17 protein-coding genes and 1 pseudogene are annotated in these 20,020 nt (G+C 38.1%); 13 read left to right on the forward strand and 5 right to left on the reverse strand.

Features of this window, described 5'->3' with window-relative positions; translation table 11 throughout:
* From KFZ58_RS04445 to ggt, 6 genes are all read left to right on the forward strand, one after another.
* Positions 1-2,334, forward strand: a complete 2,334-nt coding sequence (locus tag KFZ58_RS04445) for an NlpC/P60 family protein (RefSeq protein WP_235793629.1) — start codon at positions 1-3, stop codon at positions 2,332-2,334.
* 748 nt (positions 2,335-3,082) lie between these two features.
* Positions 3,083-3,826 (forward strand): hypothetical protein, encoded by a 744-nt coding sequence (locus KFZ58_RS04450; RefSeq protein ID WP_235793630.1) that lies wholly within the window; start codon positions 3,083-3,085, stop codon positions 3,824-3,826.
* Between the two features lie 821 nt (positions 3,827-4,647).
* Positions 4,648-5,841 (forward strand): poly-gamma-glutamate synthase PgsB, encoded by a 1,194-nt coding sequence (gene pgsB / locus KFZ58_RS04455; protein WP_235793631.1) that lies wholly within the window; start codon positions 4,648-4,650, stop codon positions 5,839-5,841.
* Positions 5,842-5,858: 17 nt separating this feature from the next.
* The gene (gene pgsC, locus KFZ58_RS04460) at positions 5,859-6,320 is read left to right on the forward strand and encodes a poly-gamma-glutamate biosynthesis protein PgsC (protein ID WP_235793632.1); all 462 of its coding nucleotides are present in this window, start codon (positions 5,859-5,861) and stop codon (positions 6,318-6,320) included.
* Positions 6,321-6,334: 14 nt separating this feature from the next.
* A complete protein-coding gene (locus tag KFZ58_RS04465; protein WP_235793633.1) occupies positions 6,335-6,508 on the forward strand; it encodes a hypothetical protein in 174 nt (57 codons plus the stop codon).
* 7 nt (positions 6,509-6,515) lie between these two features.
* Complete coding sequence (gene ggt / locus KFZ58_RS04470; RefSeq protein WP_235793634.1) at positions 6,516-8,159, forward strand: gamma-glutamyltransferase; 1,644 nt, start codon at positions 6,516-6,518, stop codon at positions 8,157-8,159.
* A gap of 201 nt (positions 8,160-8,360) precedes the next feature.
* Here ggt and KFZ58_RS04475 read toward each other — a convergent pair whose 3' ends face one another.
* Positions 8,361-8,795, reverse strand: coding sequence for a cell wall hydrolase (locus KFZ58_RS04475; protein WP_235793635.1), 435 nt, complete (start codon positions 8,793-8,795; stop codon positions 8,361-8,363).
* Positions 8,796-8,960: 165 nt separating this feature from the next.
* On the opposite strand from KFZ58_RS04475, the gene KFZ58_RS04480 reads away from it, so the two are divergent.
* Together KFZ58_RS04480 and KFZ58_RS04485 are read left to right on the forward strand one after the other, a co-directional pair.
* Positions 8,961-9,368: a MarR family winged helix-turn-helix transcriptional regulator gene (locus tag KFZ58_RS04480; RefSeq protein WP_235793636.1), complete on the forward strand. Its 408-nt coding sequence runs from the start codon at positions 8,961-8,963 to the stop codon at positions 9,366-9,368.
* 15 nt (positions 9,369-9,383) lie between these two features.
* Positions 9,384-10,604 carry an MFS transporter gene (locus KFZ58_RS04485; protein WP_235793637.1) on the forward strand — a complete coding sequence of 407 codons (1,221 nt, stop codon included), beginning with the start codon at positions 9,384-9,386 and terminating at the stop codon, positions 10,602-10,604.
* A gap of 86 nt (positions 10,605-10,690) precedes the next feature.
* Here the strand turns inward: KFZ58_RS04485 and KFZ58_RS04490 are convergent, their stop codons facing one another.
* A complete protein-coding gene (locus KFZ58_RS04490) occupies positions 10,691-11,470 on the reverse strand; it encodes an MBL fold metallo-hydrolase (RefSeq protein WP_235793638.1) in 780 nt (259 codons plus the stop codon).
* A 116-nt stretch (positions 11,471-11,586) separates the two neighbouring features.
* Here KFZ58_RS04490 and KFZ58_RS04495 point away from each other — a divergent pair, with 116 nt between their 5' ends.
* The gene (locus tag KFZ58_RS04495; protein WP_235794661.1) at positions 11,587-11,997 is read left to right on the forward strand and encodes an Lrp/AsnC family transcriptional regulator; all 411 of its coding nucleotides are present in this window, start codon (positions 11,587-11,589) and stop codon (positions 11,995-11,997) included.
* Positions 11,998-12,186: 189 nt separating this feature from the next.
* Here KFZ58_RS04495 and KFZ58_RS04500 read toward each other — a convergent pair.
* Positions 12,187-12,438: pseudogene (locus KFZ58_RS04500) on the reverse strand (AsnC family transcriptional regulator); the annotation flags it as partial.
* A gap of 255 nt (positions 12,439-12,693) precedes the next feature.
* Between KFZ58_RS04500 and KFZ58_RS04505 the strand changes: the two are divergent.
* Positions 12,694-14,400 (forward strand): IS200/IS605 family accessory protein TnpB-related protein, encoded by a 1,707-nt coding sequence (locus tag KFZ58_RS04505; RefSeq protein WP_235793639.1) that lies wholly within the window; start codon positions 12,694-12,696, stop codon positions 14,398-14,400.
* Between the two features lie 122 nt (positions 14,401-14,522).
* A complete protein-coding gene (locus tag KFZ58_RS04510; RefSeq protein WP_235793640.1) occupies positions 14,523-15,077 on the forward strand; it encodes a cysteine hydrolase family protein in 555 nt (184 codons plus the stop codon).
* A 93-nt stretch (positions 15,078-15,170) separates the two neighbouring features.
* Here the strand turns inward: KFZ58_RS04510 and KFZ58_RS04515 are convergent, their stop codons facing one another.
* The gene (locus KFZ58_RS04515; RefSeq protein WP_235793641.1) at positions 15,171-15,956 is read right to left on the reverse strand and encodes a sulfite exporter TauE/SafE family protein; all 786 of its coding nucleotides are present in this window, start codon (positions 15,954-15,956) and stop codon (positions 15,171-15,173) included.
* Between the two features lie 181 nt (positions 15,957-16,137).
* Here KFZ58_RS04515 and KFZ58_RS04520 point away from each other — a divergent pair, with 181 nt between their 5' ends.
* Entirely contained in the window at positions 16,138-17,019 is an 882-nt protein-coding gene (locus KFZ58_RS04520) for a LysR substrate-binding domain-containing protein (protein ID WP_235793642.1), read from the forward strand.
* 213 nt (positions 17,020-17,232) lie between these two features.
* Positions 17,233-18,429 (forward strand): alanyl-tRNA editing protein, encoded by a 1,197-nt coding sequence (locus KFZ58_RS04525; protein ID WP_235793643.1) that lies wholly within the window; start codon positions 17,233-17,235, stop codon positions 18,427-18,429.
* Positions 18,430-18,577: 148 nt separating this feature from the next.
* Here the strand turns inward: KFZ58_RS04525 and KFZ58_RS04530 are convergent, their stop codons facing one another.
* Positions 18,578-19,744 carry an RNA-guided endonuclease InsQ/TnpB family protein gene (locus KFZ58_RS04530; RefSeq protein ID WP_235793644.1) on the reverse strand — a complete coding sequence of 389 codons (1,167 nt, stop codon included), beginning with the start codon at positions 19,742-19,744 and terminating at the stop codon, positions 18,578-18,580.
* Positions 19,745-20,020: the final 276 nt, after the last annotated feature.

Below are 20,020 nucleotides of genomic sequence, written 5' to 3' on the forward strand. Positions count from 1 at the left end.
ATGCGGATACAGCGTTTTGCATTGTTATTATTCCTTTATATGTTGATATTATTTGCATTGAGCCCTGGTTTCGCTAAAGCTGAGGAATGGAGTGATCCGGCTGCGGAACTTGCATTGGATATGGTTGGCAGTAACAATCAAGGGTTTTTAACTTCTGAGTTTGTACAGTATGTTTATGAGGAATCAAAGTCAATTTCCTTGCCGAAATATGCTGCAGACCAAAAGCAAATTGGTGAGGAGATAAAGCGTAGTGAGTTACAGCCAGGAGATGTGGTCTTTTTTCAGGGAAGCAGTTTGATGTCAGGTGTTTATATTAATGATGGCCGTTTTATGATTGTGACAAGTGATGGAATTACTGAACGGAATATGGAAACAAGTGAGTATTGGTCCGGTGCCTATGCAGGCGCGGCTCAATTTACAGAAGAGGATGTCGATGATCCGGCTGCTGTGCTGGCCTTGGACAAATTAGGGGAAAATCAAGAAGGTTGGATAACTTCCGAATTAGTGCAATATGTCTACGAGGATGCCAAAAGCATTTCTCTTCCCCAATCAGCTGCTGATCAATGGATCCAGGGAGAAGATGTTGATGAGCTTCAGCCAGGAGATGTGGTCTTTTTTCAAGGAACCCATTTGATGTCAGGGATTTACATAAACAACGGACGTTTTGTGATTGTGACGAGTGAAGGGATCTCTGAGAGGAATATGGAAACAAGTGACTATTGGTCAAATACTTATCAAGGTGCCAAACGTTACACCGAGGAAGATACATCTCCTCCTTCTGAAAATGAGATCATTGAATTAGCTCGGGATTTAATAGAGACCCCGTATAATCGAACAGGAGAAAGCCCGGAAGAAGGATTTAACTCAGGTTCATTCGTTTACTATGTGTATAAAGATGTGACTGGAAGCTGGCTCTCCAAACGCCCATCGTCGCAGTTGGAAGCTGGTAGGAGTATCGACAGAGACGAATTACAGCCTGGGGATCTTGTCTTTTTTGAAAATGAAGAACAGGAAATCATCTCAGGGATTTATTCAGGAGATGACCAATTTGTGATTGCTGCATCTTCCGGGGTACAGGAAAGGCATTTAGATTATCATAACTACTATGCCGAACGCTATATAGGGGCAGCTCGTTATACAGATGAAATATTGGAAAAATCAAATCCGGAAACCTATGAGAATCATGAGAGCCCTGTGGTAAGGGAAGCAATGAATTATTTAGGAACACCTTATTTAATGACGGGAGATACCTTGGACGCCTTTGATTGCTCATTTTTGGTCCAAACTGTCTTTCGTGAGGCGCTGGATGTCTATTTGCCCCGAATTAGTTATCGGCAGTGGGAAGTTGGTGAGACTTTGCTGCCAGAAGGGACAGATATAGAATCCATTGATTTGGATGAAGAATTACAGCCAGGAGATGCCCTGTATTTCTCAGGAACATGGCAGGAAGGTATTTCTCATACTGGGATTTATTTAGGAGAGGATTATATCATTCATGCTACAGGGGGAGAAGGGCAGACGACGATTTCGTATATGAGCGAATACTGGCGGGATCATTTTACTGGTGCGAAGCGTTTTCAAGATCTTGCTATTCAATATGATAACGATGTAGTTTATGAGGCTTATCAGCTGCTGGGAACCGAGTACACTCCAGGAGGGTCAGCACCTGATGAGGGATTTGATACAGGCGGTTTTGTTCAATATGTATATAACCAAGCATGGCAGTATGATCTGCCGCGTTATGGAAGAAAACAATGGGAAGAGGGGACAGAAATCTCAAGAGACGAAGTTGAACCAGGAGATATTTTCTTTTTCCAAGGCACAAGTATCATCCCGACGATCTATATCGGCAATAACCAGATGATTGCAGTGACAGCTTCCAGCGGTGTGACCGTCATTGACTTAACAACAAGTGATTATTGGCCCCCTCGTTATATGGGTGCAAGAACGTATGATACGGAAGTTAGGGAGAGCGAGGAGGTACAGCTGGCTGAGCAATATGTCGGCGAATCGTTTGATGAGACGTCAGCGGAGTTTATCAAGCGAATTTATGCAGAAGCCTCCGGTACTGATCTTCCTTCCAATGTGGAAGAATTGCGAGAGTATGGAGATCAACTTCATGTTGAAGAGCTTCAGCAGGGAGATCTCATGTTTTTTTCCGATTTAAAAGGGGGAACTGCTTCTGTCATGGCTGGTATTTACGCAGGAGATGGAGCGTTTATCACTGTGATTGATGGTGAAATCGTGTCTCAAACGATCAATGATGAACCGTGGATAAATAGATTAATCGAAGGACGTACTATTTCAACCGTTGAGACGGCAGACGATCGATAAAAGCTCTTTGCTGCGATTACTTTGTGTTATCTATAAATTAAATACAAATGACAAAAATTTACAAATTTCACATGATTGTTATCTGATTGATATAGTTTTTGATTATTTAGTATTGTATGATGATAACAATGACTCTTTCATGGTTTATGAAAATGATAGAAATAAGGCATCCCCGTAAGCTTAGATCAGTCTATAACTTCTGTATGGAATTTATCAGTTAAAGGAGGTGACTGCTCTTGAAAGGTTTGCGTCAGCACAGCTTTGCTTGAAATCTACGTTAGCACCAGGATAGGGTGTGATAAAATGAATGAAATCAAAGAATCGTAACGAAGTTCTGTGTGTCTTAAGCAACAGTGCACTAAAATGATTCTTCTGATTAGATTGCCAGAAAAAAGCAATAGTGGAGCATCTATTGAATATCACAAATGGACTGGACTTGCTTTGTTTTAATAGACAGAGACAAAGCTATATAAATGGTAAAAAGGATTTTAGGTCATAATGTTGAAGTCTTATAGAAAACCTTAACTGTTTCCTGGAGGGGAAGATTATGAAACCTAGACATTCATTAGACAATCCTAGTACTCTTATTTAGGGAATCAAAGGTGCCATGAAAGAGACAGTAGGATGAAGAAATTGATTTAGTAAAATGGAAGTAATCAATAATATTTTGTAATTCGTATTGGCAAAAAATAAATGCTTATACGTATTTCAAAAAAATAATTTTTATTAAATCGAAGGAGGACTATTCATGAAACTACCTTGTAAAGTATTATCCACCTCTGCATTATCAGCAATCTTTGCAGCATCGGTATTTGCAACACCTTCATTCGCGCAAGAAGCTGATACTGAAGCACAAATACCTGAAGCAGAAATTAACAATGTAGAACAAATACCTGAAGGAAGCAGTGAAACAGACATTGAAGCACCAAATAAAGCTCCAGAACATTTAGAAATTGTAAAAACAATTGATGAACCAACAGGCGGAGAAATAGGAGCAGTAACGGTAGCAAATGATGCGACGGTAGACGAAGTGCTGGGAGCACTTGCAGCAACCGATGACTCCGACCAAACACATGAAGTAATCGGAGAAGATGATGAAGTGAAAGAAGGAGCAAGTGAAGTAGCAGCAGGTGATGAACTAACTGTAACTGCTGAAGATGGAACAACAGCATCTTATGACCTTTCTGTAGAGGGGAGCAGTGAAATAGACATTGAAGCACCAAATAAAGCTCCAGAACATTTAGAAATTGTAAAAACAATTGATGAACCAACAGACGGAGAAATAGGAGCAGTAACGGTAGCAAATGATGCAACGGTAGACGAAGTGCTGGGAGCACTTGCAGCAACCGATGACTCCGACCAAACACATGAAGTAATCGGAGAAGATAATGAAGTGAAAGAAGGAGCAAGTGAAGTAGCAACAGGTGATGAACTAACTGTAACTGCTGAAGATGGAACAACAGCATCTTATGATATTACAGTTGAAGATTAAATAAAACGAATGCTATTTCATAAACTAGTAATTTAGTTAAAAGAAGTGCAAAAAACACCCATGGCGATAATATTTTTGTATAAAATATTACTCTTCATGGGTTTTTTTCTAACTATTACTTTGAATGATTAGGTGAAAGGCCTAATTATGTTATGGTGGGAGTGTAAACTGAACTGTGTAAGTGAGAGAGCGTCCGGCTCTTACTTCGCGGTTCAGTTTTTTATTGTTACAATTAAAAATCCAATTGGATCTCCACTAGCATCAAATAATACAAGATATTCCATTAAAGAATATATATCTTGTACGGGGTTCAATAAATATATATTTTTTAAAAGGGCGAAAAATGCGTCGTTTATTATCGAAAATGACAATTATAATACAGGATTTTGACAAAAAATGGGAATATGTCCCAATTTTTGTAAACTAAATCTGCCGACATTGTATTTAACCATATCTGCTGAAAAAGAAATGATTAGTATCTAAAATCATGATTGAAGCATTGAAATACGTACAATCGTTTAGTCTGGTAACTTAAGTTCATCTTTTTAAATCTGCCGTTTTGTTCTCAAAATAAAGACCCATTTCATTGGGCGAAATTAGTAATATAGTACGAATAGAGCGAAGTAATAGAATTGATATACTAACTTCATTTTAGTTTAATATAATTTTGGTATTGTATGAAATAGAAGGTCAGAGCCAACAAGGAGGTTTTATCATTATTTTGACATTGTTTTGGATTGGGCCCTTTGTTTTTATTTAAAATGCTGAAAAGTAGGCTAGCTACGAAATAAGTTTAGAACATTTTATGTCGAGGTGAAAAAATGGTAGAAGAATTTTTAATCATTCTGTTATTAGCTGCTTTAGCTATTTTCTTTGGGGTTAAGGACAAAATGATTAACGACAAAAACATTGCAAGTATCCCAGTACGTGTGAATGTAAACGGAATTAGAGGCAAATCAACAGTTACTAGATTAATAACAGGCGTTTTATTAGAGGCAGGATATCACACAGTTGGAAAAACGACTGGAACAGATGCTAGAATGCTTTACTGGTTTGATTCCCAAGAGGATCCTATTAAGAGAAGACTGGAAGGTCCGAACATAGGTGAACAAAGAAAAGTTTTATCTAAAACTTCTGAGCTAAAAGCTGATGCTCTTGTGAGTGAATGTATGGCAGTTAAACCAGATTATCAAATCGTTTTCCAAGAAAAAATATTACAAGCAAATATCGGGTTAATTGTTAATGTTTTAGAAGATCACATGGATGTTTTAGGGCCTACATTAAAAGAGGTGGCAGATTCATTTTCTGAAGCAATTCCTTATAATGGTGATCTAATTATTAATGACAGCCCCTTTGTTCCTCACTTTAAGCAAATGGCTAAGCAGCGGAATACGAAGGTGCATATATGTGACACGTCTATCATTTCCGAAGATTTTCTTAAAAAATTCGAGTATATGGTATTCCCGGAAAATGCAGCATTATCATTAGCTGTTGCCGATGTACTAGGTATCGATCATGAAACAGCATGTGAAGGTATGTTAAAAGCTTGGCCGGATCCAGGTGCCATGCAGATACTGCCAATTGGTGATGTAGATAATCCCAGCTTTTTGGTTAATGGGTTTTCTGCCAATGACCCTACGTCCACAATCAATATATGGGAGCGCGTGGAACAACTGAGTTATCCTACAGATGAGCCAGTAGTTATAATGAATACCCGTTCAGATCGAGTGGATCGTACGGAACAATTTGTCAACCAAGTTATCCCAAATATACAAGCAGAAACACTAATTGTAATGGGAGATAGTGTGGGACCCATAGAAGATGCGTATAAAAGAGGGGCGTTCCCTGTCAGAAATCTTATAAATCTAGAAAGGACTAGCATCGATGAAATTGTACGAGCACTCCAACCATTCTTATCCGGTAAAACCATATACGGAATTGGAAATATACATGGGGGAGCGGATGAGCTGGTAACTCGACTTGAGAGAATGAAAATAACAAAGGAATCTGCCTAGAGAGAGAGGAATTGAAAATGTTTGTATTTGACACCGGAGATATTTATTTGGCAATGGCTGCCGGAGTTATTCTAAGCTTATTTTATACAGAAAGGACAGGAGCGATTCCAGCAGGCTTAGTCGTTCCGGGCTATATTGCCATGATGGTTACCTCCCCAGTAAGTATTGTTGCTACGTTTATGATCAGTTTTTTGACATATTTAGTCGTCATGAAGGTTGTTGGAAAATTTACGATCTTATACGGAAGAAGAAAATTTACAGCTATGATAACCACTGGAATCATTATGAAGGCAATTTTCGACTTTACATTTCCCCAATATGTTCCGGAGACAGTTAGTGGATTGGTGGCTATAGGGATTATCGTTCCTGGATTAATTGCAAATACTATAGAAAAACAAGGTGTTCTGCCTACAATCGGAAGTACATTATTGCTTAGTGGACTAACCTTTGGGGTAGTTGCTGTATCTAACTATATTTAAGGAGGAACATATACATGGAAGCTACTTTAGAATATCAAAAAAAGAAACAAATAAAACAAACACAACCAAGATTAACTTTTCAAGAATGGGTTTTAAAAACGGTTAAAATACAAAAGAAAAGAACAAGCATGGATTCCGTGATGGGGTTAATCATTACCGCCGTTGTCTTTTTAATATCTTTGGTGTAGGCTAAATATGCTCAACAATAAACATTTCAAAATTACTATTATAGGTTTGATTCTAATATTTTTCGTATTATTAATTGTTAGTGGCATTTTTAATGGGTCCCAATCAACAGATCAGAATGCTGACTTCACCCTTAATGATACAACGACAAGCGAGGAAGAAGGTTCGTATGGTGTGTCCTCTGATAGTTCAATTGCAACTGAAGTAGGTATGAAGATATTAGCACAAGGCGGGAATGCAGTAGACGCTGCTATAGCAGTAAGTTTTGTTTTAGGTGTGTCGGAGCCGCATGGATCAGGAATTGGCGGAGGCGGAACGATGTTAATTCACCCCGGTAAAGGCGAAACACCAGCCGTTTATGATTACCGTGAAACCGCACCGGATGATACATTACCTTCAAGTGACATAGGGCTGCCAGGGTTTGTTCAAGGGATGTACAAAGTGCATGATGATTTTGGAACAATGAATATGGAGAAGCTAATTGATCCTTCAATTCATTTTGCTGCAAATGGTGTGACGGTTTCTGAAACAATGCACGATGCATTGGATAACGAGGCTGATCACCTGCCCGAATTAGACCATTTCTTTCCTGATGGGGAACCTATTGAAGAGGGAGAAATATTGGTGCAAGAACAACTGGCGGAAACGTTAGAGGATATCCAAGAGGGAGGGCCGAATGCCTTCTATAAAGGAGACATTGCAAATGAAGTTAGCGATGAGGAAGAGAAAATAGACGTGGAAGATTTGGAATCATATGAGGTTGAAGTCAAAGAGCCTTTACAAGGTGAATTCGGTGACTATAATGTCTTAGCTCCACCGCCCCCTTCTGGCGGTATTATGTTAATTCAAGTTTTAGAAATGCTTGAGTCATTACAAGTCGAAGATACTAAAGATAAACCTTTGTCCTATTCGTTGATGATGGGGATGGTCAATAGAATAAGTTATAGTGATCGTTTAGAAAATGTTGGGGATCCTAACTATACAAATGTCCCAACAGAAGAAATGATTTCAGAAGATCATATCAATGATCTCGTATCCGATGTCGATGGACTTGAATTATCGGAGGAATATCGCAGGAATCTGGAGTCAGATGCTGATATAGAAGATCATGGAAACACTACACATTTTGTTATAGTGGACAAAAATGGCATGATGGTTTCTGTAACGAATACACTAAGTGACTTTTTTGGATCAGGAGAATATGTGAATGGTTTTTTCTTAAATAATCAATTAAAAAACTTTAGTAATCGTGTGAATTCACCAAATAGCCCTGAGTCCGGCAAACGTCCATTTAGTTATACGACACCGACGATATTAACAAAAAATGGGTCACCTGTCATAGGTATTGGAAGCTCTGGCGGAAGAAGAATTACGTCAATGGTTGCTCAACAGTTAGTAAAAATGGTTAAGTTTAACGAACCCATTCAGGATTCCGTAGACGATCCTAGAACGTTTCTGGAATTAAACGAAGATGTTTTACAAGCTGAGGAGGATTACGTATTTTTACAGAACCCTGAAGAACTTGGGATTGATCTTCAATATACGGATGACACATCTTATTTTGGGAGCGTCCAGGGATTAGTCATTGATGAAAACGATGAAATTCATGGGTTCAGTGATCCCAATAGAGACGGAACTTGGATGTCAAAATGATCCATTTACTTTAACTCTTCTTTCAAGTAATTTAAGCTATGGAAGTGACAGCATATTTTTTCCATAAAGAAAAGACCTTCATATACAAGTCTAAAACGCTGTATATTGAAGGTCTTTTAATTTAGACATTTAACCTAAATCTCCCGCTATTCAGCTAGCACAAGACCATATTGTAAACCTGTTTTCCTGAACTCACATAACTCAATAAACACTAGCACATGTCCCCGCTTGAGGTTCATAATAACAATGATTTTTAAATTGGCCTGAAAAAGGTTGGCCGTACCATGTTGGAGGGCATGGAGCATATGGATTGAAATACCAAAGGGCATATTTCGCTGGGTGCTGTCTCCAATAATTTAAATTCTTTTCTGCCAATCTTTTTTCAGTAGATCGCGCTCTTTGATAAAATGCATTCCCTTTTTGGACAGCCTCAAAAGAGTAATTTCCCCCTTGCACCTGAAAAATGACATCTCGAATTGTTCTTACATCTGTAAAATCCAGGCAATCCGCTACACCTCGATTAACAATTACATTTCCGACATACAACATTCCTAGTTTTCCTTCACCCACGGCTTCCGCTCTCATCATCCTTGCCATTAAGTCAACGTCTGAACTAGTGTATTTTATTCTAGTCATTTTCTCACCCCAAAAATAGTGTATGCAAAAGGCCTACATAAGAGTGCTTCATTTTGGAACTACTGGTCGAATTTGTCGCCCCAGTAAACTAAAACCTAGACAGTTACATAAAACTAGTATATAGTTACTTAGGTAACTATTTTCAGGTTGTGGGGGGGAAATTTATTGAATCACGCGTTTTTTCATCAACACTTACAGTTCACACGATCGTTCACTAAAAAATTAAACGAACATTTAGCTGAGGTAGGCTTATATCATTCCCAATGGTTGATAGTGTATTACTTGAAACTGTATGAAACTTCTACACTTGTAGAAATCAGCAGTTATCTGCATGTGGAGAAACCCACCATCTCCCGTACGGTCAAACGGTTGGAAGAACTACAACTTATTGAAAAAATTGCAACGACAGATAAAAGGGAACGAAGGATTAGGCTGACTGAAAAAGGGATTCACGTGTACGAGGAAGCGATACAGATAGTCAGTAAATTTGAACAAGCGCTGATGGATGGTATCCCCGAGGGAGATAAGGAAACAACTTTACGTACGATTCAGCTTTTAAAAGAAAAACTTTAATAAGGGGGAATTTGTGTGAACCAAAAACCAACATTATGGACAAAAGACTTTATCATGATCTCCGTAGCGAATTTCCTTCTGTTTGTATCTTTTTATATGTTAATGGTAACATTAGCTATTTATTCAATTGAGCAGTTTCAGGCATCTCAAAGTATGGCGGGACTTGCGTCGAGTATATTTGTTTTGGGAGCTGTCATTGTAAGACCAATAGCAGGAAAAATGATCGAAACAGTAGGCAGGAAAAGGTTGCTGGTCTTTGGTACCGCATTGTTTTTCGTCATCATGTTACTCTATTTTCCAGTGAATAGTTTAGGACTTTTATTACTCATACGGTTCGTGCATGGTTTTGCTTTTGGTATTGGTTCAACCGCAACAGGAACCATAGCAGTTGAAGTGATCCCACCGGTACGACGTGGGGAAGGGATGGGTTACTTTGCAACAAGTATGAACCTCGCAATGGCAATAGGTCCATTTTTAGGGTTGATCATCAGTAATTATTTTGTTGATAGCATGATTTTCGTCGCCACAACAATCTTCTCCATTGTTGCCTTAGTAGCTTCTTTTTTAATGAATGTTCCAGAGAAAGAAAAAGTTACACAAGACCAACCTGTGAAAAAAGGTTTCCGTCTTAGTGATTACTTTGAAAAAACAACATTTCCAATTGCAATTTTTGTTGCTATATGTGGGTTTGCATACTCCAGCATTTTATCGTTCATGACTGCTTATGCAACTGAAATTAACTTAGTAGATGCAGCAAGTTTCTTCTTTGTCATGTATGCGGTCTTTCTTGTGCTCTCCAGACCTATAACAGGGCGGATGTTTGACCTTAAAGGGGAAAATTCGGTCATGTATCCGTCAATTTTCTTATTTGGTGTTGGTTTAATTGTACTTAGTCAGGTACAACTTGGAATTATGTTGCTCATAGCTGGTGCAATTATTGGAATAGGCTTTGGTACGTTGCAATCAAGTGCACAAACCATTGCTGTTAACCGTGCGCCTAATCATCGAGTTGGCTTAGCGACATCGACCTTTTTTGTATTCTATGATTTTGGAATTGGAATTGGCCCATTTCTATTAGGATTTATCCTCCCATTGACAGGCTTTCGCGGGCTCTATCTAGGCATGGCAGCCATTGCCTTTATTGCTATTGCCATTTATTATTTCGCACATGGGAAAAAATCAACCGAGAGAAATAGACATCAAGTCAAAGACATATCAGAGACAATGTCGAGTTAAGCATAATGGTAATAATGGAACAGCGAGAATGATACCTATGAAACTTTAAAAGCAGAAAGAAAAATTACTTTCTTCCTGCTTTACTTTTAAAATGAGTATGCTTCACCGTCTTTCGGCACCAATACAATAGAGGTGATCCCTTTTTCACTTATGAAGTTCTTCAATTCTTCTCGTGATAACCCCCAATGATTGACAGCTTCCATATGGCTGGCAATAATTTTTGCGTCAGGGGCAGTCTTATACACTTCATAGACATCATCTTTGCCCATGACGAGAGAGCCACCTTCATTGAATTGATTATCACCGGCATTTACTACAATGATTTCTGGTTTGTGCGTTTCGATTTCGTTCTGAACTTTATCATTCCAAACCGTATCTCCAGCTACATATAACGTTTTTTCATTCGACTGTTTGAAGACAACGCCACATACGTTACCAGCGAGTTCTAGTACTTCCCCTCTACCGTGTTCGCCTTTTGTTTTGATTAATTGGATATCTTCAAAGACTGTACCCTCTTGTAAAACTTCCACATTTTGAAAGCCATCATTTTTAACAACTTGAGCATCTTCCCCGTTTTGCACAAATATTTTTACACCTTTTGGCAATGCTTCTTTAGCGGCATCATCATAATGGTCAGGGTGCAGATGGGTAAGAATAACGGCATCAACATTATGAATAAGTTGATCAATAGACGTCGGTAAATCAACTAACGGATTATTTTGATCTTGTCTTGGTGCATCTGGAAAGCCTGTAGCTGGTCCAAACGGTGGGAAGGCCCCTTTTTCCGATAACATTGGATCTATTAAGAATTTCTTCCCAGCATATTCGACAACCAGCGTTGCATTGCGAATTTGTTGTATATTCATGGTAAAACTCCTTTGCTTTTTATTTACCCCTATTATATATTAGCATCGATGAAAGAATACATGGATGAAATCAAGTCTTTTTTTCGTTCGACTTGAAACTTGAAAGGATTGGAAAAATGTTAGATAACACAGATATGCGTGTCCTGAAAGAATTATTCAATAACAGTCGTATCACTATGAAGGAATTGGGTGAGAAGGTCCATTTGACCGGCCAGGCTGCTGCAGATAGAGTAGCGAAACTGGAAGACAATGAGGTGATTGAGGGGTATACCATAAAGATTAATCAAGCTCAATTAGGGTATGTTGTACATGCTTTTATCACTATCATGACGCAAACGATGAATCATCAACCTTATTTCTCGTTTATAAAAACACAAGAACAATATATTGTAGACAACTATAAAATTAGTGGGGAAGGTTGTTATCTTCTTGAATGCAAATTTCCATCGAATGAGGTGTTAGATCAATTTTTGAAGGGTTTAAATGAATATGCGAATTATAAGTTATCGATTGTTATTAATAAATAGTGTATCAATAAGAATACGGATAACTATAAGTTAAAGGTGGGAGAGAGCATAATCAACCGTAAAAAAAACGGGAGCAGTTAATTTTTATCCCGGGTTATATGTCTATACTTCGGAGACACGCCTTTTCTATTACTGCTTTAAGTAATCTCTTGTATGGATAGACACAAGGAATAGTTTCCATAATAGAGTAAAATGTAAAAATGGATCATGTTTTGCTGTTTTCATATAAATGATGGCAAATGCTGTATAAGACAGTCCTAATTTCATTTGATCTACTATGATAGAGTACGCTTTAATGACGCCGCTTTCCTCTGGTTTTTTAATCCGATTTCCTACTGCTTGTCCCGTCATATGAATTTGTTCACCTAAGTCTTTCCATTGAACACGTGAATTTTCGGATAGTAATTGCAGGATCTGAAAACCAGTATTATCAAGTTCCATAATAATTTCCTTTCACCATGAAATTTTTCGATATAAAAATGTTTCATCAACGTATCGATAGAAATCAATATATGGTTTATCGACTTAGGCGAGAAGACTCCTTCAAATTGCGGTTTTCAACAATTAGCGTGAGATAAATCGCAGTAAAAAGAAGGAAAGACAGAAAAAATTTCCAATAATGCAATCATATCATTGGAAGCAACTGTTCGTATGTTATATAATAAATTTAAATAATTGAAAAGGGATGTGTTGTGTATGACTATGCAAACTTATTTTTCTAACAGAATATATAAAAACACGTTAGAAAATAGTTCTGTAGATAATACACAACACACCCTTTTTATGTTTAATCAGGCGAAACATTTTCGGGTACAGGAGGAAATTCGTGAGAAGCGTGGTTCAAAAGCTAAATCAAAGCAATCCGTTCACTTAAGTGTAAAAGCAAAGTATGGATTAAGTGATTACTATACAACCAGTATCGTCCAGGCAGGCAAGGCGCTACTCTCTGCACAAGAAGAACTCACGAAAATGTATATTTCGAATAAAAAAGAACAGATCAAATCTGTTAAGAAAAAAATCAAAAATACTAAATCAAATCTGACTATTTTAAAGAAAATAAAGTCCTCTTTTATGAAAGGGGAGCCGAAATTTAATAAAACTTCCCGCGAACAACAAAAAGGCAACTTTTTTGTTGTGGAATTTAAAAATAAAACGGATATTTATTACAACTGTTATGATTTTGAACACCTCTATATAGATGTTCAAATGAAGCAGCTGGCATCCCGTCTGGGGCATTTGCATTTTAGGTTAGATAGGCTACAAAAACAAATTACTAGCTTACAAAAAAACACAAAAAGCGTTTGTTTTGGATCAAAAAAACTTGCAAAAGCAAGAACGACTACACAAAAATATCAATCAAATCCAGATCTTTGGAGAAAGGATTGGTATTTGGCTCGTTACGGGAAAATGATTGTCTCTGGTAGAAAAGATGCGAGATATGGTAATTTTGTTTTTACGTACGATCCAGATAATAATATACTTTCGTTTAAAGCTATTAACGGAAACGTTATAAAATTTGATAATGTCGTATTTCCGTATGGCCAAGAAAATATAGATAATGCTATTCGTACACAAATGAATTTAAAGAACAAAAAAGCATTTGGCAAGCCAATTAGTTGGTCGATTGAAGATCGCGGCGAATATTATATTGTCAAAGCTTTAGTTGATGTATCACCAGATCCGTATGTTAACCACGCCAAAGATAGTGGCATTATTGGTTTGGATTTAAACGTTGACCATTTTGCTGTATCGAATATAAATCAAATCGGGCAACTCATCGAATCGTTTTCGATGAAATTTGATGTCCATAATAAAACAACCGGTCAACTGAAAAAAATCATCGAAGCCGAAGCTATCAATTTCGTTGGTTATGCCGCCCAACATAAAAAGCCAATTGCACTAGAAAAATTAGATACGATGAAATCCAAAGTCAAAAATCCTTATGGAAATAAAAAGGTAAATCGACGAATGAGTCAATTTGCTTATAATACTATGATAATGGCTATTAAAAGCCGTGCTGACAAGATGGGCGTGGAGGTTTACGAGGTAAACCCTGCCTATACGAGTCAAATTGGTAAAATGAAATATATGAAACGTCTCGGAATTTCTATTCACGAGGCTGCTTCGTATGTCATTGCTCGCAGGACGATGGGTTTCAAAGAAAAACTTCCACCGGTGTTGCATTCGCTTGTTCCAGAGAAGAAACAAGGTCTACATCACTGGGCGCAATGGGCGTACATTTCGAACTCCCTATCTATTATTCGTAAAAATACGTTCTATCAGATAGAGCTTTCTAGTTTAAACAGGTTGTGTTCCTGGAATACATTATTTCCTCAAGATGCTTTGACAGATTTCGAAAAAATAGGTCTGGATAAACTAGAAAGCAGAAAATCCAAGGCTTAGTTGAACGAGCGCTGGTTCTGATCTAATCTTTTAAGTAGCTCAGAATCCCCCACCAATTCTTTGAATTGGTGGGGGAGGTTCAATATTATAGTGTAACAAAATTTTATAAATGAGGTGGAAAAATGAGTACAGCTTTAATCGTAGTTGATATACAAAATGACTATTTTCCAAATGGAAAGATGGAGTTAAGCAATCCTGATAAAGCAGCCGCTAATGCTGTTAAAGTTATTGACTGGTTTAGACAAAACAATAAGGATAATATTTTTCATGTTCAGCATATCGCAGGTAGTCCAGAGTTAGGCTTCTTTCTTCCAAATACAGAAGGAGCTGAAATATATGAAACTGTTCTACCATTAGAAAAAGAAAATACAATTGTGAAAAATTTCCCTAACAGCTTTTTGAAGACTGATTTAGAAAGCAAGTTAAGAGAAAAAGGTGTAACAAAGGTAGTCGTTGTAGGTATGATGACGCATATGTGTATTGATGCAACAGTTAGGGCTGCAGTTGATCTAGGTTTTGAAGCTACACTAATTGAAGATGCTTGTGCAACTAGGGAGTTATCTTATCAAGGTAAGGTCGTTCCAGCAGAACAGGTTCATTATTCATTTGTTAGCGCACTTGACGGCATGTATGCCAATATAACTTCGACCGAAGAATTTTTGCAACAAAATAACTAATTAAATTCAGAAGGGGAGATTGTTTTATAAATAATCTCCCTTTTTTTCTGTTGTTTATAAAATCTCCGTTAGTTTAATGCATTTCTTCACAATTTATTGGAAATACATCCTCACACCAATAACTACCAGCAACACTGACAGCATCTGCAGGACAACTTTTCCTGGGAGGCGCTGTGACAATTTCACTCCGATGTTTGCGCCAATTATGACACCAACGCCTCCAAATGCAACTATCATCCAGTCAATATTACTGTAATAGAGATGAGAAATGACTCCTACCGTAGAATAGAGAGATAAGGACAAGATAGATGTAGCCGCTGCTTGGTGTGTAGGCACTTTAAACAGGTAAATTAAAATCGGGACTAATAACCAGCCGCCGCCTATCCCTAAGTAACTGGACAAAACACCCATAACAAGCCCTAAGGGGATAAACCAACTGTTATTTAATACCTTTGGTTCTGCTTGTGTTGCAGCAACAGGAGCTCTGCTCTTAAAAAGTTTTCCCTGCAATGTGGAGTTCTTGTAAAATAAAAAGATTCCAAGGCCAGCTAATATCGTTGCAAAAATAACATAAAAATATTGCGAAGAATAAACTTGTAGTAACCATACTCCCAGCAATGCCCCTGGGAGGGCGCTTATTCCGATGGTAAGGGCTGTTTTATAATTTACTTTTTTCTGTTTCGCATAGCCGAAGACACCTGTGATGGCATTAATCAGGACAATTACTAAACCAGAGCCGGCTGCGATTACTGGATCCGTATCTAGTAGAATAAGTAATGCGGGTACAAAGATGAAGCCACCGCCTGCTCCTACGATAGTGCCGTATCCTCCGGCAATAATTCCGATAATAAGTAGCAGGATTCCTGTTGAGATATCCACGAAATTCACTCCTTTCTTTCATCCGAGTACTTACTTTATCTTCTCATGGAACGCGAAACAACCCAAATCAGTTTATTTTATAGGGTATAACAAAAGTGAATAGGTATGATTCTGTTATGATAAAATAGGATTTAGAATAGGGCTAGGCACTATTTTGATAGAAGAGAAAGGGGGAATAGGGTTGAATATTGATAATTTGAGGATGTTTTGCCATGTGGTGAAAGAAGGGACTATTACAAAAGCTGCGCACTTGGGATTTGTGTCACAACCTGCTGTAACGAGGCAAATACGCCAGTTGGAAGACAGCTATGGAACAACACTATTTGATCGAGAAGAGGGAAAGTTAAAGTTGACGGAAGCCGGCAAACTGCTTTATCCATATGCAAAAGAAATACTTGCATTAAATAAAGCAGCTTACGAAGGGATTCAGGAACAAGTAGGAGAAATGGAAAAAATCTTACATATCGGAGCAAGTCTTACCATTGGAGAATATTTATTGCCTGGTTTAATTGGCCGTTTTGAAAAGCTTCATCCTGATATTAAATTCAATTTATCGATTGGTAACACACCCCTTATTCTTCAGAAATTGGAGGAAAATGAAATAGATATCGCTTTAGTGGAAGGTGTTTTCCAAAATGACCAATACAAAAAACAAAAATTTGCAGATGATGAATTAATATTAGTTACTCCCTACGCGCATCGTTGGGGAGATAAACGTGAGATTGAGCTTAACGAGTTACCCGAGGAAAAGATGATCTTGAGAGAGAAAGAGTCCGGAACCCGGTTAATCGTTGAAGATGCATTAAGGCTACATCATGTTCTAGAAAATATAGAAAATGCAATGGAACTCGGTAGTACGCAAGCCATAAAAAGTGCAGTGGAAGCTGATTTAGGAGTGAGTATCTTACCTAAATTAACCGCCCAGAAAGAATTAAAATATAAGACATTACGAGAAATCCCCATCAAAGACTTTCATTTAACAAGAGATTTTTGGATGGTACAGAAAAAGCGGAGATTTAAGAGGGTAGCACAGACGTATTTTGAAGCATTTTTGATGAAGTAGGCGGGGAAAGTCGTATAGGAGATAAATACGAAAATGAACGACTGTCCAAATGGCCCGCACAGAGTCTATAAGTCTTAATTAAAAGCCAGCGTCTAAAGACGCTGACTTTTATATGTGCCAACTGTTCTATAATCTAGAAGGTTTAAATCTACACGATAAGTTAAGTTATTAGTATAATGGTAAAAAATCCAACCAATAAAAGGAGTAACAGTTATGGCAACAAAAAAGTTATATTATGACGATCCATATATGTGCAAATTCAATGCCAGCGTGCTGAAATCAGGGAAGGATGATAATGATCGTTTTTATGTGGTGCTGGACCGTACAGCTTTTTATCCGACAGGAGGCGGACAGCCGCATGATACCGGCACATTGAATAGTGTACAGGTTTATGACGTGCAGGAAATTGACGGGGAAGTGCGCCATTATACTAGAGTACCTGTCGATACAAATCATGGGATTGCAGGTGAGATTGACTGGGAGAAACGATTTGATCATATGCAACAGCATGCTGGACAGCATATTCTCTCTGCGGCATTTGAGAGAGAATTTGATTATAAAACGGTTAGTTTCCACCTTGGACGGGAGATTTGCACGATTGATTTGGACACAGTCGATCTAAGTGGTGAAGAAATAATGATGGTGGAGAATAAAGTGAATGATATTATTTTAGAAAATAGGAGGCTTGTGACAAAATGGGTGGATGCAGAAGACCTTTCGCAGTATCCACTCCGAAAAGAAGTTTCTGTTTCCAAAAATATCCGACTCGTCATTATTCCGGATTTTGATTATAACGGCTGTGGCGGAACACATCCTGACTCCACTGGACAGGTGAGTTCGCTAAAAATTCTACATTGGGAAAAGCAGAAGAAAAATACACGTGTTTATTTTGTATGCGGTAGCAGAGTGTTAAAGGAATTGGGAATGAAACATCAAGCTATCCAAGGATTATCTGATACATTAAATGCTCCACAGGAAGCGCTGAATAAAACCGCTATTAAAGTGTTACAACAAAATAAGGAACTGGAGAAAAAGATAAATGAGCTGAAGACGGAACTGATAGATTATGAAGCAGAAGCGTATATTGAAAAGGCTGAGGAGATATGGGGCCGGAAAATTATCAGGACTGTTTTTGACAATCGCCCTATGTCTGAACTACAGTTGCTTGCAAAAAGAATTACTGTCCGTTCGGGTGATACGATCGTATTGTTTGTAAATGAAAGTAAAGGAAAACTTCAACTAGTCTGCGCAAAAGGAGAGAGTGTTGAAGCTAAAATGAATGAGTTGGTCAAAAAGGTTCTTTCTCTAATTAATGGAAAAGGGGGAGGAAATGCTTCCGTTGCGCAGGGTGGAGGTGAAAAAATCATACCACCTGAAAAGTTAATCGAAACAATGATTAACAGACTGTGAACCTCTCCATCTAAATCAAAGATTTTGATGGAGCTTCCCTATTCACGGACGATGGCTTTGTTCTATTGAACCGAGTCTTACATCATCTCCCAGGGCTTTATTTTATACTGCTCGGACAGGACCTTGCCCTACAGTCGAAACAATTTATTCATGCGGTTGGACACATACCCAAAAGATCCAGTCCAACTTTTTCAATATTGATGGCCGCATTATGATCTCGGTCTAAAACTGTCCCACATGACTTGCATACATGCGTGCGAACGGACAAAGACTTTCTCACACGCTTCTTGCAGCCGGAACAGTCTTGACTGGTATAGTGCGGGTTTATTCTTACGAGTTTTCCACCATTGTTTTGGCATTTGTATTCGAGCTTATTACGAAAAGCACCCCAACCGGCGTCATGAATCGCTTTTGCCAAATGACGATTTTTAACCATATTTTGGATATTCAGGTCTTCCACAAAAACGAATTTATACGTTTTCGAAAGATGATAGCTCAGCTTATGGAGAAAATCACGGCGCTGGTTCGCAACTTTTATGTGAAGTTGCTGCACTTTCTGAAGTTGTTTTTTCCAGTTATTTGAGCCTTTTTTCATGCAGGAAAGCTTCTTTTGCGCTCGTTTTAATTTCTTTTCTTCTTTCACAAGGAACTTCGGATTTTCGACTTTAGTCCCATCCGATAGTACGGCAAACTTTTGGATACCAACATCAATGCCTGTTGATGGAACAGGGAAATCAACCGTTTCGTTTACGTGTTTTTCAACACTGAATATCGCAAACCAATGGTTGCCCTGGCGTTTGATGGTAACTTGTTTCACCTTGCCCTCCAATGGGCGATGAAAATTCACGTACACTGCTCCAAGCTTTGAAATTAATAGACGGTTGTCCTCATCAAGTGAGGCCGCATAACGCACATTCCGTTCTTTGACTTCACCGGTTTTCTTGTTTTTCCTATTTTGTTTTTCGACCCCAAATTGTGTAAATGTCATTGAATTATAATCTTTATGTTTTTTGATTTTTGGATAACGTGCTCGCCCTTCGAAAAAGTTTTTGTACGATCGTTCCAGCCGGAAGAGTACCTCCTGCAGAGGCTGTGACGGGATTGTTTTAAGAAGTTTGCATTTTTCCTTGTCCTCCTTTTGCTGTTCTTGTAATGTGGTTCGGGATAATCCAGTCTTGTTCTTTTGGTAAAAACGTTGTTTATCCAAAAGTGCAGAGTTGTACTGATGACGGCAAATGAACAGCCAACTATCCAGCTTTTGAATTTGTTCTTCGTTTGGAAACATTTCATATTTGTAATTCATGCATACTAGCATTTTTGTCACTTCCCGAACGTTTGATTTGTATCAATCATACCAAACGTTTGTTTTGCTGTCCAGACTTTTTTGTTTTTTATAATAATAGCGCCGATTCATCCCCTACTAAATCAAAGATTTTGAAGGGGACTTCTCGGCAAAGTTGTTAAAAGTCGGATGTATTTTCATCAAATTTTAATATAAGTCTTGTACTGTTAATAATGAGGGAAATCGTGGCTCGTTAAAATAGGTGAAATCGGAGTTGCCTTATCGGGGATTATCATAAGAATTATTTTC

This window comes from Virgibacillus sp. NKC19-16 (assembly GCF_021560035.1).
GTDB classification, from domain to species: Bacteria; Bacillota; Bacilli; order Bacillales; family Amphibacillaceae; genus Virgibacillus_L; species Virgibacillus_L salidurans.

Excerpts from the sequence above, each read along its gene's own strand:
- pgsC (WP_235793632.1), top strand. The coding sequence starts at position 5,859 with ATGTTTGTATTTGACACCGGAGATATTTATTTGGCAATGGCTGCCGGA.
- KFZ58_RS04465 (WP_235793633.1), top strand. The coding sequence starts at position 6,335 with ATGGAAGCTACTTTAGAATATCAAAAAAAGAAACAAATAAAACAAACA.
- KFZ58_RS04490 (WP_235793638.1), bottom strand. The coding sequence starts at position 11,470 with ATGAATATACAACAAATTCGCAATGCAACGCTGGTTGTCGAATATGCT.
- ggt (WP_235793634.1), top strand. The coding sequence starts at position 6,516 with ATGCTCAACAATAAACATTTCAAAATTACTATTATAGGTTTGATTCTA.
- KFZ58_RS04445 (WP_235793629.1), top strand. The coding sequence starts at position 1 with ATGCGGATACAGCGTTTTGCATTGTTATTATTCCTTTATATGTTGATA.
- KFZ58_RS04505 (WP_235793639.1), top strand. The coding sequence starts at position 12,694 with ATGACTATGCAAACTTATTTTTCTAACAGAATATATAAAAACACGTTA.
- KFZ58_RS04450 (WP_235793630.1), top strand. The coding sequence starts at position 3,083 with ATGAAACTACCTTGTAAAGTATTATCCACCTCTGCATTATCAGCAATC.
- KFZ58_RS04530 (WP_235793644.1), bottom strand. The coding sequence starts at position 19,744 with ATGCTAGTATGCATGAATTACAAATATGAAATGTTTCCAAACGAAGAA.
- KFZ58_RS04475 (WP_235793635.1), bottom strand. The coding sequence starts at position 8,795 with ATGACTAGAATAAAATACACTAGTTCAGACGTTGACTTAATGGCAAGG.
- KFZ58_RS04510 (WP_235793640.1), top strand. The coding sequence starts at position 14,523 with ATGAGTACAGCTTTAATCGTAGTTGATATACAAAATGACTATTTTCCA.
- pgsB (WP_235793631.1), top strand. The coding sequence starts at position 4,648 with ATGGTAGAAGAATTTTTAATCATTCTGTTATTAGCTGCTTTAGCTATT.
- KFZ58_RS04495 (WP_235794661.1), top strand. The coding sequence starts at position 11,587 with ATGTTAGATAACACAGATATGCGTGTCCTGAAAGAATTATTCAATAAC.
- KFZ58_RS04525 (WP_235793643.1), top strand. The coding sequence starts at position 17,233 with ATGGCAACAAAAAAGTTATATTATGACGATCCATATATGTGCAAATTC.